This is a genomic window from Nostoc punctiforme PCC 73102 (assembly GCF_000020025.1).
GTDB classification, from domain to species: Bacteria; Cyanobacteriota; Cyanobacteriia; order Cyanobacteriales; family Nostocaceae; genus Nostoc; species Nostoc punctiforme.
On sequence record NC_010628.1, the window covers coordinates 5,622,475 to 5,640,138 of the forward strand.

Below are 17,664 nucleotides of genomic sequence, written 5' to 3' on the forward strand. Positions count from 1 at the left end.
ATGCTTTTAAGCTGTTGTATCTAGTTAAGAAACCATAATTGAATAGCGTGATTGATTAAAGGGTTAACCCTGGACGATTTGCATTTATAGTCAGAGTTTCTGCAAAGCTCAATGCTACTAATGATTTACGCTATAAACACAGCAAAAGATTACACAGCTACTTGATAGGATGTTTTAGAGCGTCGCACTTCTTTCTTCACAATATTTTGAATAAATATCATTATTGCTACTGATGCGGTTAGCAGTAATAGTTAGTGAAGCTAGAGAAGCATTTGAAGCTTGGATCGCAAAAAATTATGTCTATTCCACAATTTCTTGCTGCTGCTAATGGCACAGCTCAGTTATGGTCTTCTGCTGACGGACAATTTTTAGGATTGCTATCAAGTGACCGATATGATATGAACTCCATTAGCAATCTTGATGGGATTTATGGCAGTTTGCATGACACCTATAGTATTCGTAACCCGCATGGTTTATACGGAGGTATTCATGGAGGGCACAGTTCTTATAATCCTTACTGTGGCAAACCACCTGTTGTTTCTTATCAAAATAAAATAGTGTTAGTTATTACTAGAAATACTAGTATTCAAACGAATGGATTACCAATAATTGATCCAGATTTTCTATTAGGTGTATACATGCAACTTGGTTATTCACCAAATATATTTTACCCTACATCAACCCCAATGGATAGATTAAATCAAGCTGCTTGCAATACTCAGCAGTCTTTAAATCAATCAGCAGTAATTATTGCATCCATGTTTCGGTAATTGTTGTGTTATTTGTCTTCTGGAAAGGGAATAATTTCTCAGAGATCGATTACAACAGGTGATTTAAAAGCCAAAGTAATAAGTAAAAGCTAGCGAGTTAAGCGTGCCGACGTAGAACAGTAAGTTGATAAAGTGTTTTGAATTTGTTGCTTAATTTTGCTGAATACTAAAGGTTAGAATTAATTTATTTCTAAAAGTTACTTATTATCTCGTCTAGCTTCTCAGATCCTTTGTCTCGTTCTTTAAAAACAGTAAGCGCTTGCAAATTTAGGTCAGGTCGATCTACTAGTTCGTTATTCATTAGTAGAAGTGCTATGCAAACTTTAGAGACTGGAGTCCCATCCTACCAAGTCCCAACTGCGATGAAGTCATGAGCATTTAAATATGTAAGATTTCGGCGCGATCGCTCTAGAGACCATGAAAAGGCAATTGAGGATTTTAATCAAGCTCTCCTCATTTTGCAAAAATACAACAAAACACATAGAATGGACATTCTATGTGTTTTGTTGTATGGAAAGCTGGACAGCTTCTATATCAACATTGAGGTGTTGAGCAATCTGCTCCACACTCATCCCTGTTTTTAGTAACAGAGGGACGGTAAGTTTCAACATTTCAGCTTCCCGTTCTTCTCGACCCTCTTCTCGACCTTCTTCTCGACCCTCTGCTTTCGCTTCCTGATAAACCCTTGTTTGCTCCAAAGTCAATCCCAGCATAGCTTCAACTTCCTCTCTACTCAAGGTCGAAAACTTATAAACGGCGATTGTGGTTATGATGTCTAGTATTTCGTTTTTCGGCAGTGTGTCCGTTTCTTCTAATTTTACCCGCTCAATCAATTGCTTTGCTTGCTGTGCCATCACTTCATCCGATGCTAGAGTCAACTGCATCAAGTTGATGCCTATTGGCTGCTGATTAGTCGCGCCTAATTCATCTAAATAGATTCGCTGCACTTGATCGCTGTTGAGAAATATTCGATGAGTTTTTTGATCGCTTGGTTCCAAAGAGCGTGATGAAAATATTACTACGCAGAACCAGTCATCGTACTGAGAACGATTCCGGTTCAGGTACATCAGCGATTCGGTAATGAACCGATGGTAGAGGGCTTCATCTTTTTGGAATTGAACTTCAGCAAAAAAGATCGCTCTGGATGTTGCATCCTCTGGAGGTAAAAACACACCATCCATGCGAAAAGCGGTTTCTTTGACTTCAACTGATTCAAATCGATAGTTTTGCCCTTGCAGAGGAGGATTATCAACTAGTTCAAAGAGTAACCCAGGAAAGCGCTTAAAAATTTGATAGTAAATAGAGTCTCGTTTCACTACTTCATCCTAAAATTCTCTCGTTATCCGTAGGCGTAGCCCGCACTTCTCTACGAGACGCTCCGCGTAGCTTGCTTCCACGAAGTGGTACGACAAGCTCAGTGACCATCGTAGACATCGCGGATTAGCAGCAAGCCATAAAAATTAATCCTAACTTGGCGCTAATCGAGGTCTATAACTGCTTGCCAAATAACTGCGATGCCTGTGGCGGGCGTTCGCGTAGCGTCTCGAAGAGAAGACATCGCAACTTCCACTTTTCCTTAGCTGATTTTAAGCGGGTAGGGTTTATCTTTATTTAAAGAGAGAGATTAAATCCTAATAAACCATACGAAAAAATAGCTATGGCAAGTGGTGAAGTATTTGATACCAAAACTAAATCCCTATCTCTGCCAAGGGTAAACCTGCTGACCATGTTCCGGCTGGGTTTATTTCAGATGGGGTTGAGCATGATGTCAATTTTGACTCTGGGCGTACTCAACAGAGTCATGATTCAAGAAATAGCAATTCCGGCGACGCTAGTATCAGTCGTTCTAGCACTGCCTTTATTTGTTGCTCCTTCCCGTGTTTGGTTCGGTCAGATTTCCGATGCCAAGCCGTTATGGGGATACCACCGCACAGCTTATGTTTGGGTGGGCGCGGCAATATTTGCGATCGCAGCATTTTTAGCTATACAAGTAATGTGGCAGATGAATCTTGCCGCTACTAGTGCAGGTGGTTGGACATGGACAACCCAAACAATTGGCTGGACAGCACTTTTAGCTTTGGTTTTTGCTGTCTACGGTCTAGGAATTTGTGCTAGCGGTACTGCCTTTGCTGCTTTGTTGGTGGATATATCTGAAGAAGATAACCGTTCCAAAGTAGTTGGTGTGGTTTGGTCGATGCTAATGGTGGGGATTATTGTTGGCGCGATTATCAGTGCCAGTTTGCTGAAACAGTTAACGCCAGAGGCAACCTTAGAAACCTTACAGGCATCTATCACCAGGCTGTTTACTATCGTCCCAGCAATTGTATTTGGTTTAGCGATCGCCGCCACATTCGGCGTAGAAAAAAAGTACTCTCAATACTCAACCCGTTCTACACTGGTGAACCGGGAAGACAGTATTACTCTAGGCAATGCTTGGAAAATCTTGACAGCTAGCCCCCAAACAGGTATATTCTTCACCTTTTTATTGGTGATGACTATCAGTTTGTTTATGCAAGACCCGATTTTAGAACCTTATGCGGGTCAAGTGTTTAAAATGCCTCTAGCGGGAAGTACCAAATTAAATATTTTTTATGGAACTGGTCTACTGATTGCCTACGGCGTTACGGGCTTTTATATTGTGCCGCGTTTGGGTAAGCGCAGAACTGCACGTTTAGGCTGTATGTTGGTAGCATTCTGTGCAATATTGCTAGGTATATCAGGATTCACCGCTAATGCAGCAGTTCTCAAACTAGGTTTGGTATTGTTCGGTTTAGCCACAGGTTTCTTAACTACAGCCGCAATTAGCTTGATGTTGGATCTTACCGCAGCGGAAGCCGCAGGTACGTTTATTGGGGCATGGGGATTAGCGCAGTCCATCTCTAGAGGAATCGCCGTGGTAATCGGAGGTACAGTTTTGGATATTGGACGCAAGCTGCTACCAAGCCTAGAACTAGCTTATGGACTGGTATTCGTTCTAGAAGCCGTGGGAATGGTGCTGTCAATTTGGTTTCTGAATCGGGTGAATATCACAGAATTTCAAACAAGTACCAAGCAAGCGATCGCATCGGTTTTAGAAAGCGATTTAGACTAAACTGTATGGGGCATTGGGCATGAGACCAATGACCAATGACAAATGACAAATGACTAATAACCATGAATGATTTTTGGACAACAATTCTAGATTTTGCCCAAACTACCACTACTAGAGTGGGCAAACAGCTAATGCAAGATTTTGGGCAAGTACAGGCTGACCAAAAAGCTGATGGAAGTTTGGTGACCCAAGCAGATAAATGGGCAGATCGGGAAATTCGGGATGCGATCGCTTCTACTTTCTCTGGTTACGGCATTTTGAGCGAAGAGAGCGATCAGTCTTTTCCCGGTACTGAGTGGTGCTGGGTAATTGACCCTCTAGATGGTACAACCAACTTCACACGCGGTATTCCCATTTGGACAATATCTCTGGGTTTACTATATCGAGGTACACCAATTTTTGGGTATGTTTACGCACCAACTTTGAATCAAGCTTTTCATGGTTTCTGGGCAGGTTCATCTGGTTTAGCAACACCAACAGGAGCATTTCTCAACCACCACCCCATCCACACTAGTATTGATAGTCCCAGCAACAATCACTTTTTTAACCTCTGTTCCCGTAGTACCGCAGCTATCAAAAACGGCTTTCCCTGCAAAATTAGGATGTTGGGTGTAGCTAGCTATAATTTTTTGACAGTTGCTACTGGGGCTACTCTCGGTGGGATTGAGGCGACACCAAAAGTTTGGGACTTAGCCGGGGCTTGGGTAATTGTTCAGGCTGCTGGTGGGGTATGGGCATCGCTTAAATCAGAACCGTTTCCGTTGTCATCGGGAGAAGATTATAGCGATCGCTCTTTTCCCACTTTGGTTGTCAGTCGTCCCGAATTAGTTCCGGTATTTCAACCTTTTCTAGATGGTGTAAAAATCTAATCAGCTGCTCTCACACTTCAAACAGTTATTTTTCAATCAGAGTAGTGAACACGGCGACATCCCGACATTAAAGTTAATAAAGCCCTAGTCAGACAGAGAATTGAGTATAAATAAAACTGGTAATAATCCTGATTTAAGTGCAAAACCAATGTAGTTACTAATTTAAGTACCGTTGTGGCTTATATCACACTGCTTAATTTAGTATAAATAATTTTATGTTGTCTAATCTAGATTTAATTCGAGAGTTTGTGCAAAACTCTATCCAGAAAAAAGAAATTTTGTTGTCAAATCCTGCTTTGACAGCGCAAACAGTGTATAAAACCAACCAATTGACAGCAAAAGGTGAAGGTGTGATTGCCACCTTCCAACTATCTAATACACTATTTGAATTCTTGATTTCTCCAAAATCATCCCAGTGGGAATTAATAAATCAGGTATTAGCAGAATATAGTTATCTTCTCAAAGGAGAAGTAGATAGTCGGGGTTTTTATCAGTATCAATACAGTGAAGTTCCCAAAGGCTATGAGATGCACTGTACTAAATCTGTACTTCTATGGCGAGCTTGGTGGAAATATCGCAAGTATACTTCAAGGCTAGGAATTCCCTTGGAACTTCTGATCAGGACGCGGGATTCATGGTATCCAATCCGAGATTTAATTATTAGTGATGGACTTCTTTATATCAAAACTTTAGGAAGCGAAATCGCGCTTGATTCAGAAGACTTAGTTACTTGGTTAAGCAAAATTGATGTAACTAAAACTAAAGAAATGCCTAGTACAGAGACATAAGTGTAGGTAGAGGCGTACATCTGTACGCCCCTATAGCCGATTAATTATTTTGCAAAGATTTTTAAAACTGGTATGACAACATATTAGGCAAAGGACGTGAAGAAAAATGAAAGGACTTTGGCTCGAAAATAACCAGTTGCAACTACGTACAGATATTCCCATTCCTGAACCTCCACCAGGAGAAGCTTTGGTACGCGTCTTGCGTGCAGGTATCTGTAACACTGATTTGGAACTACTCAGAGGCTACTATCCTTACACTGGTATTTTGGGGCATGAATTTGTCGGCGTGGTTGAAAAAGGGCCAGAACACTTAGTTAACCAACGTGTAGTTGGAGAAATCAACGCTGTGTGTGGCCATTGTCGGTTTTGTCGGAGTGGACAACTAACTCACTGCGAAAATCGCACAGTTCTAGGTATTGTCAATCGGAATGGAGCCTTTGGTGAATATCTCTGTTTGCCGGTGGAGAACTTACATTTAGTACCTGATAATGTGCCCACCGAAGTAGCAACATTTACCGAACCCATAGCAGCAGCTTTGGAAATTCAGCAGCAAGTACCATTGCATCCAAACGACAGGGTGCTAGTGGTTGGAGATGGCAAACTAGGGCAGTTGGTAGCACAGACACTAGCCTTAACTGGCTGCGAACTCTTGGCTGTGGGGCGACATCAAGAGAAACTTGCCAACTTAGAGGCACGGGGAATTAAAACTGGTTTAGCTGATGCTGTCAAAGATGGATATTTCGATATCTCAGTAGAATGTACAGGCAACCCAGAAGGATTTGCGATCGCCCGGCGTGCCCTCCGTCCCCGTGGTACGCTTGTACTTAAAAGTACTTATGCTGGCAACCTCAGCCTAGATGCTTCTTCTTTAGTAGTGGATGAAATCACCCTCATCGGCTCCCGTTGTGGCCCCTTTACTCCAGCCCTCCAGCTACTAGCCACAGGACAAATTGACGTACAACCCCTGATTCATGCCACTTACCCCCTTATTGAAGGGCTTGCAGCTTTTGAACACGCCCAGAGTCGGGGTGTTTTAAAAATCTTGCTAGAAATTGGTCAATAAAAATAGTTAAGAGTTATGAATTAAGAGTTAAGAGTGATTTTTGCTCATTCACTTAATACAGATAAGGATTTGTCTTCGGTTGATAGTCAAGACAATCGATCGCTTCTTCTGTATTGGCAATAGATGGGCGTACAGTACATTTAAGACGGTAATTGTCGGTAAAAAATTGGCAACCAGTACAGGGGATTTGATGCATTTGCTTGGCTGTAGTCACACTATCTCGCGCCGCCGTCCAGAGACTCAAAACAACGAGAATAGTTACAGTCCAAGCAGTGATAAAGCATATTGGGATTAACAAAGGTTGAATCCCGTGAAGGAGGAAAGATATCAGTTCTAACATAGTATGTCCTGATACAAATTAGGAATTAGAAGTATATTAACTCCTAACTCCTAATTCCTAGCTTCTTACTATAGAAGTATAAGTTAAACGCCAGCATGACCCAGCGCTAAACCTGTTACCAGCATTCCCAGCACTAGAAAAGGTTGGGCGCTAGCTTGGTACTTAACATCATTCTTCACAGGATCGCGCAAGAAATACATATCTTGCAAGGTGATTTGCGGGATGATTAATAGTACCAGGATTGCTGCATACAAATTCTCATGGATGCTGACGAGATAAGCTGCGATAAATCCTTGAAATACATCAATTGTCACTACACAGATCCATGCCGCAGTGGTGATACCAAACATTACGGGTAATGAATTTAATCCTAACTGGCGATCGCCTTCTACACTCTTAAAGTCATTGACAATGGCAATACCCAATCCAGCCAAGCTGTAGAACATTGTCAAAATCACAATTGTGGAATTGAGATCGCCAAACAAAGCGTGTCCTGTAGACCAAGGTAGGGTGATATAGCTTGCACCTAAAGCGTAACTACCTAGCCAGCCGTTTTGCTTGAGTTTCAGGGGAGGTGCAGAATAAATATAGGCGATGAATGAACCGATAATTGCGATCGCTGTAATTGTCGGGAATTCATGACCAGACCACACATCGAGCGCAAACGCCAAACCATAGCCAGCAATCAGTAATACCCAAATCTGAATAATTACCTGGGGTAGGGGAATTGCGCCAGAGGGAATCGGGCGATAGGGTTCATTGATGGCATCGATTTCGCGATCGTAGTAATCGTTAAGGATTTGGGTGTAACCCGTCATCAATGGCCCAGCCAGCAGCATACAGGTTAATACTTTCAACACATTTTCCAGTGTCCAAGTATAGTTACCCGAAGAAGCCGCACCACAGACTACGCCCCAAATTAGGGGAATCCAGGTAATCGGCTTCATTAGCTGCAAACGAATTTTCCAAATTGAAGTTTCCCCAGCAGCTGCACCTTTCATCCCCAGAAGCTGCCTAGTTTTCGCATTGCGATCGGCGGATGCGATCGCTTGCTCATTGGGATTATTTACCACTGAGTCTAATGCCTCGGATGGGTTAGGGTCTGGGGTAATGGGAGTTGATTCTGACATAATTTTTACTGATTAATTGGGAATTGGGAATTGGGAATTGGGCATTGGGCATTGAGAATTGGGCATTGATGATTAACTTTTCCCCATTCCCTACTCCTTATTTCCCATGCCCCATGCCCTATGCCCCATGCCCATACCTGATAACTTAAAACGAAATTATCAAATAATTATTCTGAAACTTTGCTCCAGCAACGGGTCTGCCACTTAGAGCCGGAGGTAAGGGAATATTCCGTCGCTGGTCTCCTGCTTCTACCGTGACTTCTGGCCCATATTGGGTGAGCTTAACTTGCTTTTTGTCAAATCCTGGCAAGAATAGGCGTACTTGACGATTGTGGATGTCTATTTCAATTGGTTTAGGAGCCTGTAAAGCTTGTGCTTCAAAGTTGGGTAGTGCGTCTATCAGTGCTTGCCAGTCAACTGTTGGCGAGTCGGGAACAACGCTCACAGGTAGGGGTATAAATTCCTCTGGCAGATTGACATTTGTCTCAGGAGATACAAGCAGAACACCACCGACAGTTAAACCAATTTGTTGAGCGCTACCCCATAAATAACGAGCATTTGCTACGTCAATTGGATCTCCTGTGGTCACTAAGAAAGCAGCAAGACGCTTCGGATCGGCAAGAGCGGCTCTCCCTTTTTCCAAGAAATTATTGACTTGGTTGGTAGGCCCTGCAAAATTATCTGCTGTCCAGTTGATATTAAAAAAGCTGCTAATTAGCGGTTGGATTAAGGGCGATTCAGTAATAGTCTTACCCAAATCGGAGTTGACAAATAATTGCCGAAATCGCCGGACATACCAACTGAGAGATTCTGGCAAACCCAACATTCGCAACGTTAAAGAGTCACCCGTGCCATCGTAGACGATCGCATCATATTTGCCACTGGCATCATATTCGCGGATAGCATTGAGAGCTAGGGCGTTGTCCATCCCTGGCAATACTACCAGTTCTTGACCAAAAACATCTTTGAAGATGGGCGTGCGGAGATATTGTGCCTCCAGTTTTTTTACTTCGTCCCAGTTGCGCTCCAGCAGTACAGATGCTTGAAACTGTACCGCCTGTAACTTGGGAGCAATCTCTTGAGGATCGGCAGCAATGGTAGTACCCAAAAGGATTGATAATGTTGGTTCTGCTTGTCCTGCTAGAAGTACGCGCTTGCCTTGACTTGCCAATAATTTGGCGGCGGCGATCGCAATTTTGGTACGAGCGGTGCCGCCTTTGCCCAAAAATGTCAATATTAGAGCCATTATTTGATTCCTATTTTCACCGCCGATCTTTTCAATTCCAACTTAGCACTCAACAAAGATTCTCAGCCTGTGCTGGAAATTTTAAATGCCGAGAAAAACCCGAATCCGATCTCTTTACAACTACACAGGTTTAATTTCATCTTCAAAAAACCAAGTGGAAGTATTGTCCTCAAACAGCACTACTACACCGATCCCAGCATCGATGACTTTGTAGCCTTGGATGATACCCACTTGTCCTAGTTTTTTTACAATTGGGGGAGAAACGCGATCGCGCAAACGAAATACTTTAACCTTTTGTCCGATTTCCATGCCTGATTACAATGCAACAAACCAAGTCTCAGTGTAGCGGAATCCGTGACTCAACGGCCACTGATTCAGGGAGAGGTGAGGGGGATAAGGGAAATGAGGAAGAAAATTCCAGAATTTTAACTTCTGCCCTAACAGAAAAATAACGGCTGCGATCGCAATCCTTGGCGGAACATTTGCGATCGTTAAAAATGGCAAGGGTGGGTATTTTGGTTAAATCCCATAATGGCTATAGCTGAAGTTTATCGCGACTTAATTTTACTTGAGGAGGTTAAATATTGGAATGAATGGGGAGTTACTACTGCGATCGTTGCAATTTTATTTTGTCGGGGATTTTCGATATATAATTCCATCTATAAACAGTTAACCCCGGCGTTCGCTGAGGTACTGTAAACATCTTTGGTTATGGTGTGGAAGTTTTGAGGATTGACAGCAAAAGCATGATAGAAGAAATTGCAATTCCCATCAAAAATCGTTTAGATGCACTAACTGCTCTGCGTGGTTTTGCATGTTTAATGGTAGTAGTTATTCACTGCAATCCTCCGAGAAATGCGATTTTTTATAAAGGTTACGATCTGAGTTAGCTAACATTTAGTTCCGGGCTGGTAGGTGTCTGGATTTTCTTTTCTCTGTCAGGATACTTAATGGGTAAAGCTTTTTACACTAAACGTTACACTGCTGATGTCCCAGGAGTTATCAATTTTTGGCGTAACCGATTGTTGAGAATCTGTCCTCTCTATTATTTTGCTGTATTGATTTCGGCTCTATTCGTTTATACCGATATTCTTAAAATAGAAAACTGGGGATATTTGTTTAGAATAATTACGTTTACATACAATCATTCATTGCCACCAATATGGAATGGAGCGATGTGGTCTTTGTCAACAGAAGTACAGTTCTACATACTTGTTCCTTTCTTATACACTTTTCTATTACATCGTTTAGTCAGTAGAAAAGAGATTGTGGTTACATCTATTCTCATCATTTCTATTACTTTTTTTGTCAAGCTTATATTTTGGATTACTTTCCGACATCAAATTAGTGAAGAACTTAAATATTTTAATAAATATTCCTATACTCAATTAGTGACAAACATGGATTTGTTTTTATGTGGTTTTATCGTTAATGGATTACTTTTTTATCAAAGCAAAATAATAACTAACTTTAAAAAGATTAAAGTCAATCAAACATATATGAAATATTTAGCTATTGTTTTGCTCATAACTCTTTATATATTGACTGCTCATCATTTATACCATCAAGAGCTATGGAATTTACCAGAGCGTGCTGGCAAAGGTATGAGGACATCTACAACCTTTTTTATTTGGCAACCAATAACTGCACTAATCACATCTTTTTTCATATTTGCATTTGAGTTTGACATTTATCAAGCTTCAATAAAAAATGAAGTTTTATCATTTAGCGTTATTTTAAGAAATCCATTAAGAGTAATGGAGTTGTTTGGGAATTTATCCTATGGTGTCTATATATGGCACATGCCAATTATCGCAAAAATTAATCCTATATTTACATCACAAATTCCTATTGAGGCATTTTATATGAGATTAATTGCTACTCTTCTTTTATCAACTTTGTTAGCATCTATTACATATTTTGTAATAGAAATTCCATGCAGTAGGTGGAAGACCTACCAAAAGATTGAAATTGGAAACAATTAGGCAATATTCAGATGGCAACAGGTAGTAGAGAGCAGATGTATCAACCAATTCCATGCCATTTGCCACAAGAGACCATGCCGACGATGTATGATTTACCTAGTGAATTAGTATGTGAATCAAATTTGCCAGACTAATTTCATTGCATTCAGGCAGATTTGCTCAGTGAAACTTGTCAACCTCCCAACTACTCATCTGAGAAAATTTTAGTTTCTAGTGACTTTCGCAAGGAGTTTATCCAGTTGATGAAAAATTCAGAAGTCAGAATTCAGGAGCAAAGCCAGAGGCTGAGATAAGCAAAAACTTACCTTTTTCATAAAGAAAGCATCGTTACCGACAGAATTTAGATTTTTAGTCAAAATATGCTCAAAAAAGTAGATTCATTGTATGATCGCCAAGACAATTTAGGTACTATTTTCTAGTAATGATCTATTCTTCAAGGAACACAAGAGTGCTTTGCTCGCTATGAAAGCTTTATGAAAAATTAGGTGTATAAGTAGTGAACAAGGAAGCGACAATTGTACGAACGATCCGAAGTTTTGTACGTAAAGCAGGTAATATAAGGCGAATCCTGCCGATAAATGAACGGTTGTGGGCAAAGTTTGACTTGCTGAGAACTTTGGTGCGTCGGGATTTAGAGGCGCGTTACAAGGGTTCTGTTTTGGGCAACTTGTGGCCTTTGCTAAATCAGCTATCACAGTTACTGATTTATACTTATGTTTTTTCCACCGTGCTGAAGGTGAAGCTAACTACTCTCAAGGGTTTACCAGCAAACGATTTCACCTTTGGTTTGTGGCTATTTGCAGGGTTACTTCCTTGGATTGCTTTTACGGGTGGTTTAATGCAGTCCGCTAATTCGGTACTTGGACAACCGAATTTAGTCAAGAAGGTGGTGTTTCCCCTAACTTTATTACCTCTAGTGCCAGTTTTGTCAACATTCATCGAGAGTTCTTTTGGTTTAATGGCATTGATTTTTTTCGTGGCGGTAAATACTCATACTTTACATGCTACCTTAGCGCTACTACCCTTGGTTTGGCTAACGCAGTTATTGCTAACAGCAGGGTTAGGCTATTTAGCAGCAGCGCTAACGGTGTTTTTGCGAGATATTCCGCAGACTTTAGGAGTGATTTTAAATATTTGGTTTTATGTGACACCCCTTGTTTATCCAGCATCAGCAATTCCAGAACAATGGCGGAGTTTGGTATTCTGGTTAAATCCAATAGCAGCGATCGCTGAAGTTTATCGTGACATAGTTTTAGTTGGAGAAGTCAAACACTGGGGCGAGTGGGGAGTTTCCTCGCTAATTGCAGTTGTAGTGTTTTTTGGGGGATTGTGGTGTTATCGCCGCCTGCGTCCAGCATTCGCCGATGTATTGTGAACTGACAGTTTGATAGGATGGAGTCATTTAGCTAGAGATGCCAGCATTAATTATGTAGTGACATCTGGCAAAATAAAATGAGTCCGTAGGCGTAGCCCGTCGTAGACATCGCATTTTAGCTTTAGTGTGTGAGTTTTGAGGATTGACAGCAAAAGTATGGGTGAAGAAATTGCTATTTCCCTTAAGAATGTCTCGAAGTGTTTCAAACGGTATAGCCGACCTGTAGATAGGCTAAAAGAAGTTTTGCTACCTGGTAAGAGTAGAACAGATGAATTTTGGGCACTTCGGGATATCAACATTGAGATTCCCAAAGGACAAACAGTTGGAATCGTTGGACGCAACGGTTCTGGAAAAAGTACATTGCTACAAATTATAGTGGGAACCCTCACACCATCCAGTGGTGATGTGCGAGTCGTAGGTCGAGTTTCTGCTTTATTAGAATTAGGAAGTGGTTTTAACCCAGAGTTTACTGGCAGGCAAAATGTCTTTTTTAACGGACAATTGCTAGGATTAAGTCAAAAACAAATCGAAGACAGATTTGATGATATTGTCGCTTTTGCCGATATCGGCGATTTCATCGAGCAACCTGTTAAAACTTATTCTAGTGGGATGTATGTCCGCTTGGCATTTTCTGTTGCAGTCAATGTCGATCCAGAGATTTTAATTGTTGACGAAGCACTTGCTGTTGGAGATGTTGTATTTCAACATCGTTGTATGCGGCGAATGCGTGCAATGATGGATTCTGGAGTTACAACATTATTTGTTTCCCACGATTCAGGTGCCATCAAAACATTGTGTAATTCAGCCGTGATGATTCATGACGGAAAAATACATACGACAGGATTGCCTAATACCGTTATAATTGAATATTTAAAATTAGTTACAGAACTTGAATTAGGTTTAGCACAAGATATTACAGTTAACTCCCAACAGCAAGTAAATCCTGTTGTAGATAACGCAATACAAGCTTCAGATTCTCCAAATTTTGATATTGAATCTCCGAGTTCCAATTTCAGCAAGGCAACACGCAGAGGAAGTGGAAAAGCCAGAATCGAAAGCGTAAAAATCCTGAATCAATTAGGTCATTATGCTGGCGAAAGTCCAATCTTTGCATTTAATGAAGAAGTAACATTAATTGTAAATTTAAAAGTTTATTACACCATCAAAAGTTGTATTGTTGGCTTTCATGTATGTGACAAAAATGGTAATGAGGTAATTGGTAGCAATACTTTAGAAGAAAATATCAAAATAGATAAATTAGAATCAGGGGAAGAAATAGAAATTAAGTTTAAATTTAATTTACCTCTTCGACCTAGTTCTTATAGCTTAACAGTTGCTGGGGCTGAAAGCTATGAATCTCTTAGCTTTGACTGGATTGATAATATAATGGTTTTTCAAATTTTACCCCCAGACACTGGAAAGCTCATTCATGCTTTAGTCCATCAACCGATGGTTGTTAAAGTAAACAAAAAAGTTTTACCAACTGTAGTGACACCAGCTTAATTAATACACATATTAAAGTTAGATTATTATGAATAAAGATTGGTCAAAAGATTATCCATCGGCTGAAAATCTTACAGAAGAAGGTTTGGGGGAAAACCACGTTTTGAGGAAAATGCTAAACCTCATTGGAGACAATCAGCGAGTAGTAGACTTTGGGTGTGCGACTGGTTACTTTGCTCAGTTACTTAGTAGAAAAGGCTGTATTGTCACAGGAGTAGAGATAAATCCAGATGCTGCTAAAGTTGCCGAAGAGTACTGTAAAGAGGTAATAGTTGCCGACTTGGATTTTGTTTCTGTTACAGAAATATTGCCTAGCCAGGAGTTCGATGTTGCAGTGTTTGGAGATGTTTTGGAACATCTGCGAAACCCTTGGAGAATTTTGGAAGAAACCAAGCAGATATTAAAAAAAGATGGATATGTAGTTGCTTCTATTCCAAATATTGCTCACGGTGCAATTCGCTTATCTTTACTACAAGGTAAATTTGAATATACAGAATTAGGGATTTTAGATAATACTCATCTGAGGTTTTTTACCAGAAAAACGGTTGAGGAGTTATTTGAAATACCAGGATATTTAGTAAATATTGCCGATCGGACAAAACTAGAAGTTTTTTCAGAGAGTTCTTTGATACCTCAAAATAAGAGAGAACAATTCGACAGTAATACTATTAAACAAATTGAAGAAGATAAAGATGCTGACACTTTACAGTTTATTATTCGGGCAGATCCTTGGACTATAGAAGGAGAATATGCTGCAATGAGCGAAGGCTTCTCTAAGCTGTTGGAAGAATCGGAGCAATTGAAATCTCAACTGCATTCAACACAAGCAGAACTGGATCAAGCCCAAGCTCAATTACAGGAGAATCAGCTTCAGTTGGAGCAATCGCAGTCTCATCTACAGCAAACCCAGACAGAATTGGAGCGATCGCAGTCTCATCTACAACAAACCCAGACAGAATTGGAGCGATCGCAGTCTCATCTACAGCAAACCCAGACAGAATTGGAGCGATCGCAGTCTCATCTACAGCAAACCCAGACAGAATTGGAGCGATCGCAGTCTCATCTACAGCAAACCCAGACAGAATTGGAGCGATCGCAGTCTCATCTACAGCAAACCCAGACAGAATTGGAGCGATCGCAGTCTAAATTAATATATGCTCAAACTTATATTACCGCAATGCAAACCAGTAAATTCTGGAAGTTAAGGACAGCTTGGTTCAGAGTTAAGGGTTTCCTGAATTTGGCTCCCGCCTCAGAAATGTTTACACATAACAACGAGTTAAACATAGTTAATAAAACAGAAGATATCCTGAAAACTTCTAACTCTCTTCAAGAAGATTTATCCACTGATAACAGGTTAAAAATGTTTGCTTTTATTAGTGGGTGTCCGGGAGATTCTTATCGTTATCGATGTCATCATCAAGCGGAAATCCTAAAGTACCTTGGCTATACAGTTGATGTATATGAACCAATGGTATTTTTATACAATGAACTTATCACTAAATATAAAATAATTATTGCTCATCGAGTTCCCCATACTGACGAATTTGAACAGTTTGTTTTCAATGCGGAAAAACTAGACATAAAAGTTATTTTTGATACTGACGACTTAGTGTTTGATCCATCCCGTATTTCTCAAATTCATGCTTGTACGCTAATGGATCAACAAGAGAAGACACTATACGAAAATGGAGTAAAGCGATATCGTAAATCCATGTCTTTATGTGACTACATAACAGTAAGTACCAACAAACTCCAGCAAGAAATAGAACAAAGTTTTCCTAATAAAGTTTCGATAATTTTACGCAACCGTATAAGTAATGAGATGGAACAAGGAGCAATCGAAGCTCGTAAGAGTTATGTTCCTAATGATGGGATGCTTCGGATTGCCTATTTTAGTGGTACTAAAACACATGTTAAAGATTTTGCAGAATGTGTTTTAGCCTTAAAAAGCATTCTCACAGAATTTCCTTATGTCCGCCTCATGGTAGTTGGACATCTGGATATCCCAGAAGCATTACAGGAAGTTGCCTCACAAATAGAGTGTGTTCCATATATGCCTTGGAGAGATTTACCAAAATTGTACCGGAAAGTTGATATTAACCTTGCACCCTTGGAAAAAAATAATGACTTTACTGAATCAAAAAGTGAACTCAAATATTTTGAAGCAGCGCTTTTATCTGTCCCAACAATTGCTTCGGATACAAGTAGTTTTCGTTTCGCTATTCAAGATGGAGTTAATGGACTACTGTGTAATAATTTGGATGAATGGAAAGATGCTCTGTATCAACTGGTAACTAACCAGAAGTTGAGACAGGAAATGGGGCATAAAGCCTTTGAAGATGTAAATTCTCGCTATTTGACACGGATTGCAGCCTCAGAAAGTATGCAGAAGTGGAAATATTTATTGGGGGGAAGTTTATCACCCAATAAACCTCTTTCAATTGCTTTTATTCTGCGAGCGCCGATTGCTCAAACGGGTGGAGGCTATAAGCATATTTTTAATTTAGCTTATTATCTGGCAGCTAAAGAACACACTGTCAATATCTATATTGAACCAATTGCTCATCTAACCAATTTTACTACTGAACAAGTAAGAGATTTTTGCGAGGAGAATTTTGGGAAGAGTAATGCTATCATTCATTGTGGTCATGCTGGAATTTTAGAATCAGATATAGCGATCGCTACAAATTGGCCTACAGCTTATGTTGTTGAGCAACTAGTTAATACCCGATTCAAAGCATACTATGTTCAAGATTATGAACCTTACTTTTATAAATCTGAAGAGGCTAACTTTACTCAAGCAGAAGCCACTTATAATTTACCTTTAAATATAATTACTTTAGGCAAGTATTTGGCAGAGGTATTGAGCCAAAGAAATAAAATTGACTATCCGTATGTAGATTTTCCTTTAGGTGAAGTATTTTTAGCTGAAAATCCTATTTTGGATCGTCATTTAAGTACAACAAAACCTTGTTCAATACTATTTTTTGCTCGTCCTCATATCCCCAGGCGTAATTTTACTTTGGGAGTAGAATCATTAAATAAATTGTATCAGCACAATTCTGATGTGCAAATCAAGTTGTATGGACTGGAAGAAGATTTAGAACTTCCATTTCCTTACGAAAATTTGGGAGTTTTAACTCAAGCTGAAACAGCAGAAGCAATGCGCTCATCTGATATACATCTATCTTTTTCTATGACAAATATAAGCACAGTTGTTTTTGAAGCAATGGCTTGTGGCTGTGCCACAGTCGAAGTGGATGTACCTCCAGTACGATCAATGGTTAAGGAAGGAACTTGTCTATTATGTGAACCTAATTCACAAGCTGTTTTTAATGCATTAATGGATCTCATAAATAATGCTGGAATGAGGCAAAATATTGCTACATCCGGCTATGAATCAGTGAAGGATCTAACGTTACAAAATATGTGTCTGAAATTTGAGAAAATTCTTATGGAATATAGCTTTAGAGTTAAAAGTTGAATTAAGTATAAATAAAG

General features: G+C 40.1%; 18 protein-coding genes. 12 read left to right on the forward strand and 6 right to left on the reverse strand.

Annotation, left to right across the window (positions count from 1 at the left end; translation table 11 throughout):
* Positions 1-296 precede the first annotated feature (296 nt).
* Positions 297-770: a hypothetical protein gene (locus tag NPUN_RS22825; protein WP_012410845.1), complete on the forward strand. Its 474-nt coding sequence runs from the start codon at positions 297-299 to the stop codon at positions 768-770.
* A gap of 494 nt (positions 771-1,264) precedes the next feature.
* Here the strand turns inward: NPUN_RS22825 and NPUN_RS22830 are convergent, their stop codons facing one another.
* Positions 1,265-2,086, reverse strand: a complete 822-nt coding sequence (locus tag NPUN_RS22830) for an Rpn family recombination-promoting nuclease/putative transposase (RefSeq protein ID WP_012410846.1) — start codon at positions 2,084-2,086, stop codon at positions 1,265-1,267.
* Positions 2,087-2,427: 341 nt separating this feature from the next.
* On the opposite strand from NPUN_RS22830, the gene NPUN_RS22835 reads away from it, so the two are divergent.
* From NPUN_RS22835 to NPUN_RS22850, 4 genes are all read left to right on the forward strand, one after another.
* Complete coding sequence (locus NPUN_RS22835) at positions 2,428-3,861, forward strand: BCD family MFS transporter (protein ID WP_041565569.1); 1,434 nt, start codon at positions 2,428-2,430, stop codon at positions 3,859-3,861.
* A gap of 62 nt (positions 3,862-3,923) precedes the next feature.
* Positions 3,924-4,730: an inositol monophosphatase family protein gene (locus NPUN_RS22840; RefSeq protein WP_012410848.1), complete on the forward strand. Its 807-nt coding sequence runs from the start codon at positions 3,924-3,926 to the stop codon at positions 4,728-4,730.
* A 215-nt stretch (positions 4,731-4,945) separates the two neighbouring features.
* Entirely contained in the window at positions 4,946-5,518 is a 573-nt protein-coding gene (locus NPUN_RS22845) for a hypothetical protein (protein WP_012410849.1), read from the forward strand.
* A gap of 106 nt (positions 5,519-5,624) precedes the next feature.
* Positions 5,625-6,581: an MDR/zinc-dependent alcohol dehydrogenase-like family protein gene (locus NPUN_RS22850; RefSeq protein WP_012410850.1), complete on the forward strand. Its 957-nt coding sequence runs from the start codon at positions 5,625-5,627 to the stop codon at positions 6,579-6,581.
* Between the two features lie 52 nt (positions 6,582-6,633).
* On the opposite strand, the gene NPUN_RS39365 is transcribed toward NPUN_RS22850, so the two are convergent.
* The 5 genes from NPUN_RS39365 to NPUN_RS42085 form a co-directional block, all read right to left on the reverse strand.
* The gene (locus tag NPUN_RS39365; RefSeq protein WP_012410851.1) at positions 6,634-6,921 is read right to left on the reverse strand and encodes a hypothetical protein; all 288 of its coding nucleotides are present in this window, start codon (positions 6,919-6,921) and stop codon (positions 6,634-6,636) included.
* A gap of 83 nt (positions 6,922-7,004) precedes the next feature.
* Positions 7,005-8,051: a chlorophyll synthase ChlG gene (gene chlG, locus NPUN_RS22855; RefSeq protein ID WP_012410852.1), complete on the reverse strand. Its 1,047-nt coding sequence runs from the start codon at positions 8,049-8,051 to the stop codon at positions 7,005-7,007.
* A 145-nt stretch (positions 8,052-8,196) separates the two neighbouring features.
* Positions 8,197-9,297 (reverse strand): Get3/ArsA fold putative tail anchor-mediating ATPase NosAFP, encoded by a 1,101-nt coding sequence (locus NPUN_RS22860; RefSeq protein WP_012410853.1) that lies wholly within the window; start codon positions 9,295-9,297, stop codon positions 8,197-8,199.
* Positions 9,298-9,417: 120 nt separating this feature from the next.
* Complete coding sequence (petP, locus tag NPUN_RS22865) at positions 9,418-9,606, reverse strand: cytochrome b6f subunit PetP (protein WP_012410854.1); 189 nt, start codon at positions 9,604-9,606, stop codon at positions 9,418-9,420.
* A gap of 6 nt (positions 9,607-9,612) precedes the next feature.
* Complete coding sequence (locus NPUN_RS42085) at positions 9,613-9,801, reverse strand: hypothetical protein (protein WP_167315655.1); 189 nt, start codon at positions 9,799-9,801, stop codon at positions 9,613-9,615.
* 27 nt (positions 9,802-9,828) lie between these two features.
* Here NPUN_RS42085 and NPUN_RS42090 point away from each other — a divergent pair, with 27 nt between their 5' ends.
* The 7 genes from NPUN_RS42090 to NPUN_RS38365 all read left to right on the forward strand — a co-directional run bounded on the left by NPUN_RS42090 (position 9,829) and on the right by NPUN_RS38365 (position 17,647).
* Entirely contained in the window at positions 9,829-9,996 is a 168-nt protein-coding gene (locus tag NPUN_RS42090) for a hypothetical protein (protein WP_167315656.1), read from the forward strand.
* A gap of 47 nt (positions 9,997-10,043) precedes the next feature.
* Positions 10,044-10,187 carry a hypothetical protein gene (locus tag NPUN_RS44550; protein WP_336884906.1) on the forward strand — a complete coding sequence of 48 codons (144 nt, stop codon included), beginning with the start codon at positions 10,044-10,046 and terminating at the stop codon, positions 10,185-10,187.
* Positions 10,188-10,247: 60 nt separating this feature from the next.
* Entirely contained in the window at positions 10,248-11,282 is a 1,035-nt protein-coding gene (locus tag NPUN_RS22870) for an acyltransferase family protein (RefSeq protein ID WP_336884907.1), read from the forward strand.
* Positions 11,283-11,293: 11 nt separating this feature from the next.
* Complete coding sequence (locus NPUN_RS44555; RefSeq protein ID WP_336884908.1) at positions 11,294-11,416, forward strand: hypothetical protein; 123 nt, start codon at positions 11,294-11,296, stop codon at positions 11,414-11,416.
* 392 nt (positions 11,417-11,808) lie between these two features.
* Positions 11,809-12,657 carry an ABC transporter permease gene (locus NPUN_RS22875; RefSeq protein WP_041566365.1) on the forward strand — a complete coding sequence of 283 codons (849 nt, stop codon included), beginning with the start codon at positions 11,809-11,811 and terminating at the stop codon, positions 12,655-12,657.
* 156 nt (positions 12,658-12,813) lie between these two features.
* Complete coding sequence (locus tag NPUN_RS22880) at positions 12,814-14,160, forward strand: ABC transporter ATP-binding protein (protein ID WP_012410856.1); 1,347 nt, start codon at positions 12,814-12,816, stop codon at positions 14,158-14,160.
* A gap of 28 nt (positions 14,161-14,188) precedes the next feature.
* Positions 14,189-17,647 carry a rhamnosyltransferase WsaF family glycosyltransferase gene (locus tag NPUN_RS38365; protein ID WP_012410857.1) on the forward strand — a complete coding sequence of 1,153 codons (3,459 nt, stop codon included), beginning with the start codon at positions 14,189-14,191 and terminating at the stop codon, positions 17,645-17,647.
* The last annotated feature ends 17 nt before the right edge of the window (positions 17,648-17,664 follow it).

Excerpts from the sequence above, each read along its gene's own strand:
- NPUN_RS44555 (WP_336884908.1), top strand. The coding sequence starts at position 11,294 with ATGGCAACAGGTAGTAGAGAGCAGATGTATCAACCAATTCCATGCCAT.
- NPUN_RS22850 (WP_012410850.1), top strand. The coding sequence starts at position 5,625 with ATGAAAGGACTTTGGCTCGAAAATAACCAGTTGCAACTACGTACAGAT.
- NPUN_RS22825 (WP_012410845.1), top strand. The coding sequence starts at position 297 with ATGTCTATTCCACAATTTCTTGCTGCTGCTAATGGCACAGCTCAGTTA.
- NPUN_RS38365 (WP_012410857.1), top strand. The coding sequence starts at position 14,189 with ATGAATAAAGATTGGTCAAAAGATTATCCATCGGCTGAAAATCTTACA.
- NPUN_RS22870 (WP_336884907.1), top strand. The coding sequence starts at position 10,248 with ATGGGTAAAGCTTTTTACACTAAACGTTACACTGCTGATGTCCCAGGA.
- NPUN_RS22880 (WP_012410856.1), top strand. The coding sequence starts at position 12,814 with ATGGGTGAAGAAATTGCTATTTCCCTTAAGAATGTCTCGAAGTGTTTC.
- chlG (WP_012410852.1), bottom strand. The coding sequence starts at position 8,051 with ATGTCAGAATCAACTCCCATTACCCCAGACCCTAACCCATCCGAGGCA.
- NPUN_RS42090 (WP_167315656.1), top strand. The coding sequence starts at position 9,829 with ATGGCTATAGCTGAAGTTTATCGCGACTTAATTTTACTTGAGGAGGTT.
- NPUN_RS22845 (WP_012410849.1), top strand. The coding sequence starts at position 4,946 with ATGTTGTCTAATCTAGATTTAATTCGAGAGTTTGTGCAAAACTCTATC.
- NPUN_RS44550 (WP_336884906.1), top strand. The coding sequence starts at position 10,044 with ATGATAGAAGAAATTGCAATTCCCATCAAAAATCGTTTAGATGCACTA.
- NPUN_RS39365 (WP_012410851.1), bottom strand. The coding sequence starts at position 6,921 with ATGTTAGAACTGATATCTTTCCTCCTTCACGGGATTCAACCTTTGTTA.
- petP (WP_012410854.1), bottom strand. The coding sequence starts at position 9,606 with ATGGAAATCGGACAAAAGGTTAAAGTATTTCGTTTGCGCGATCGCGTT.
- NPUN_RS22835 (WP_041565569.1), top strand. The coding sequence starts at position 2,428 with ATGGCAAGTGGTGAAGTATTTGATACCAAAACTAAATCCCTATCTCTG.
- NPUN_RS22840 (WP_012410848.1), top strand. The coding sequence starts at position 3,924 with ATGAATGATTTTTGGACAACAATTCTAGATTTTGCCCAAACTACCACT.
- NPUN_RS22860 (WP_012410853.1), bottom strand. The coding sequence starts at position 9,297 with ATGGCTCTAATATTGACATTTTTGGGCAAAGGCGGCACCGCTCGTACC.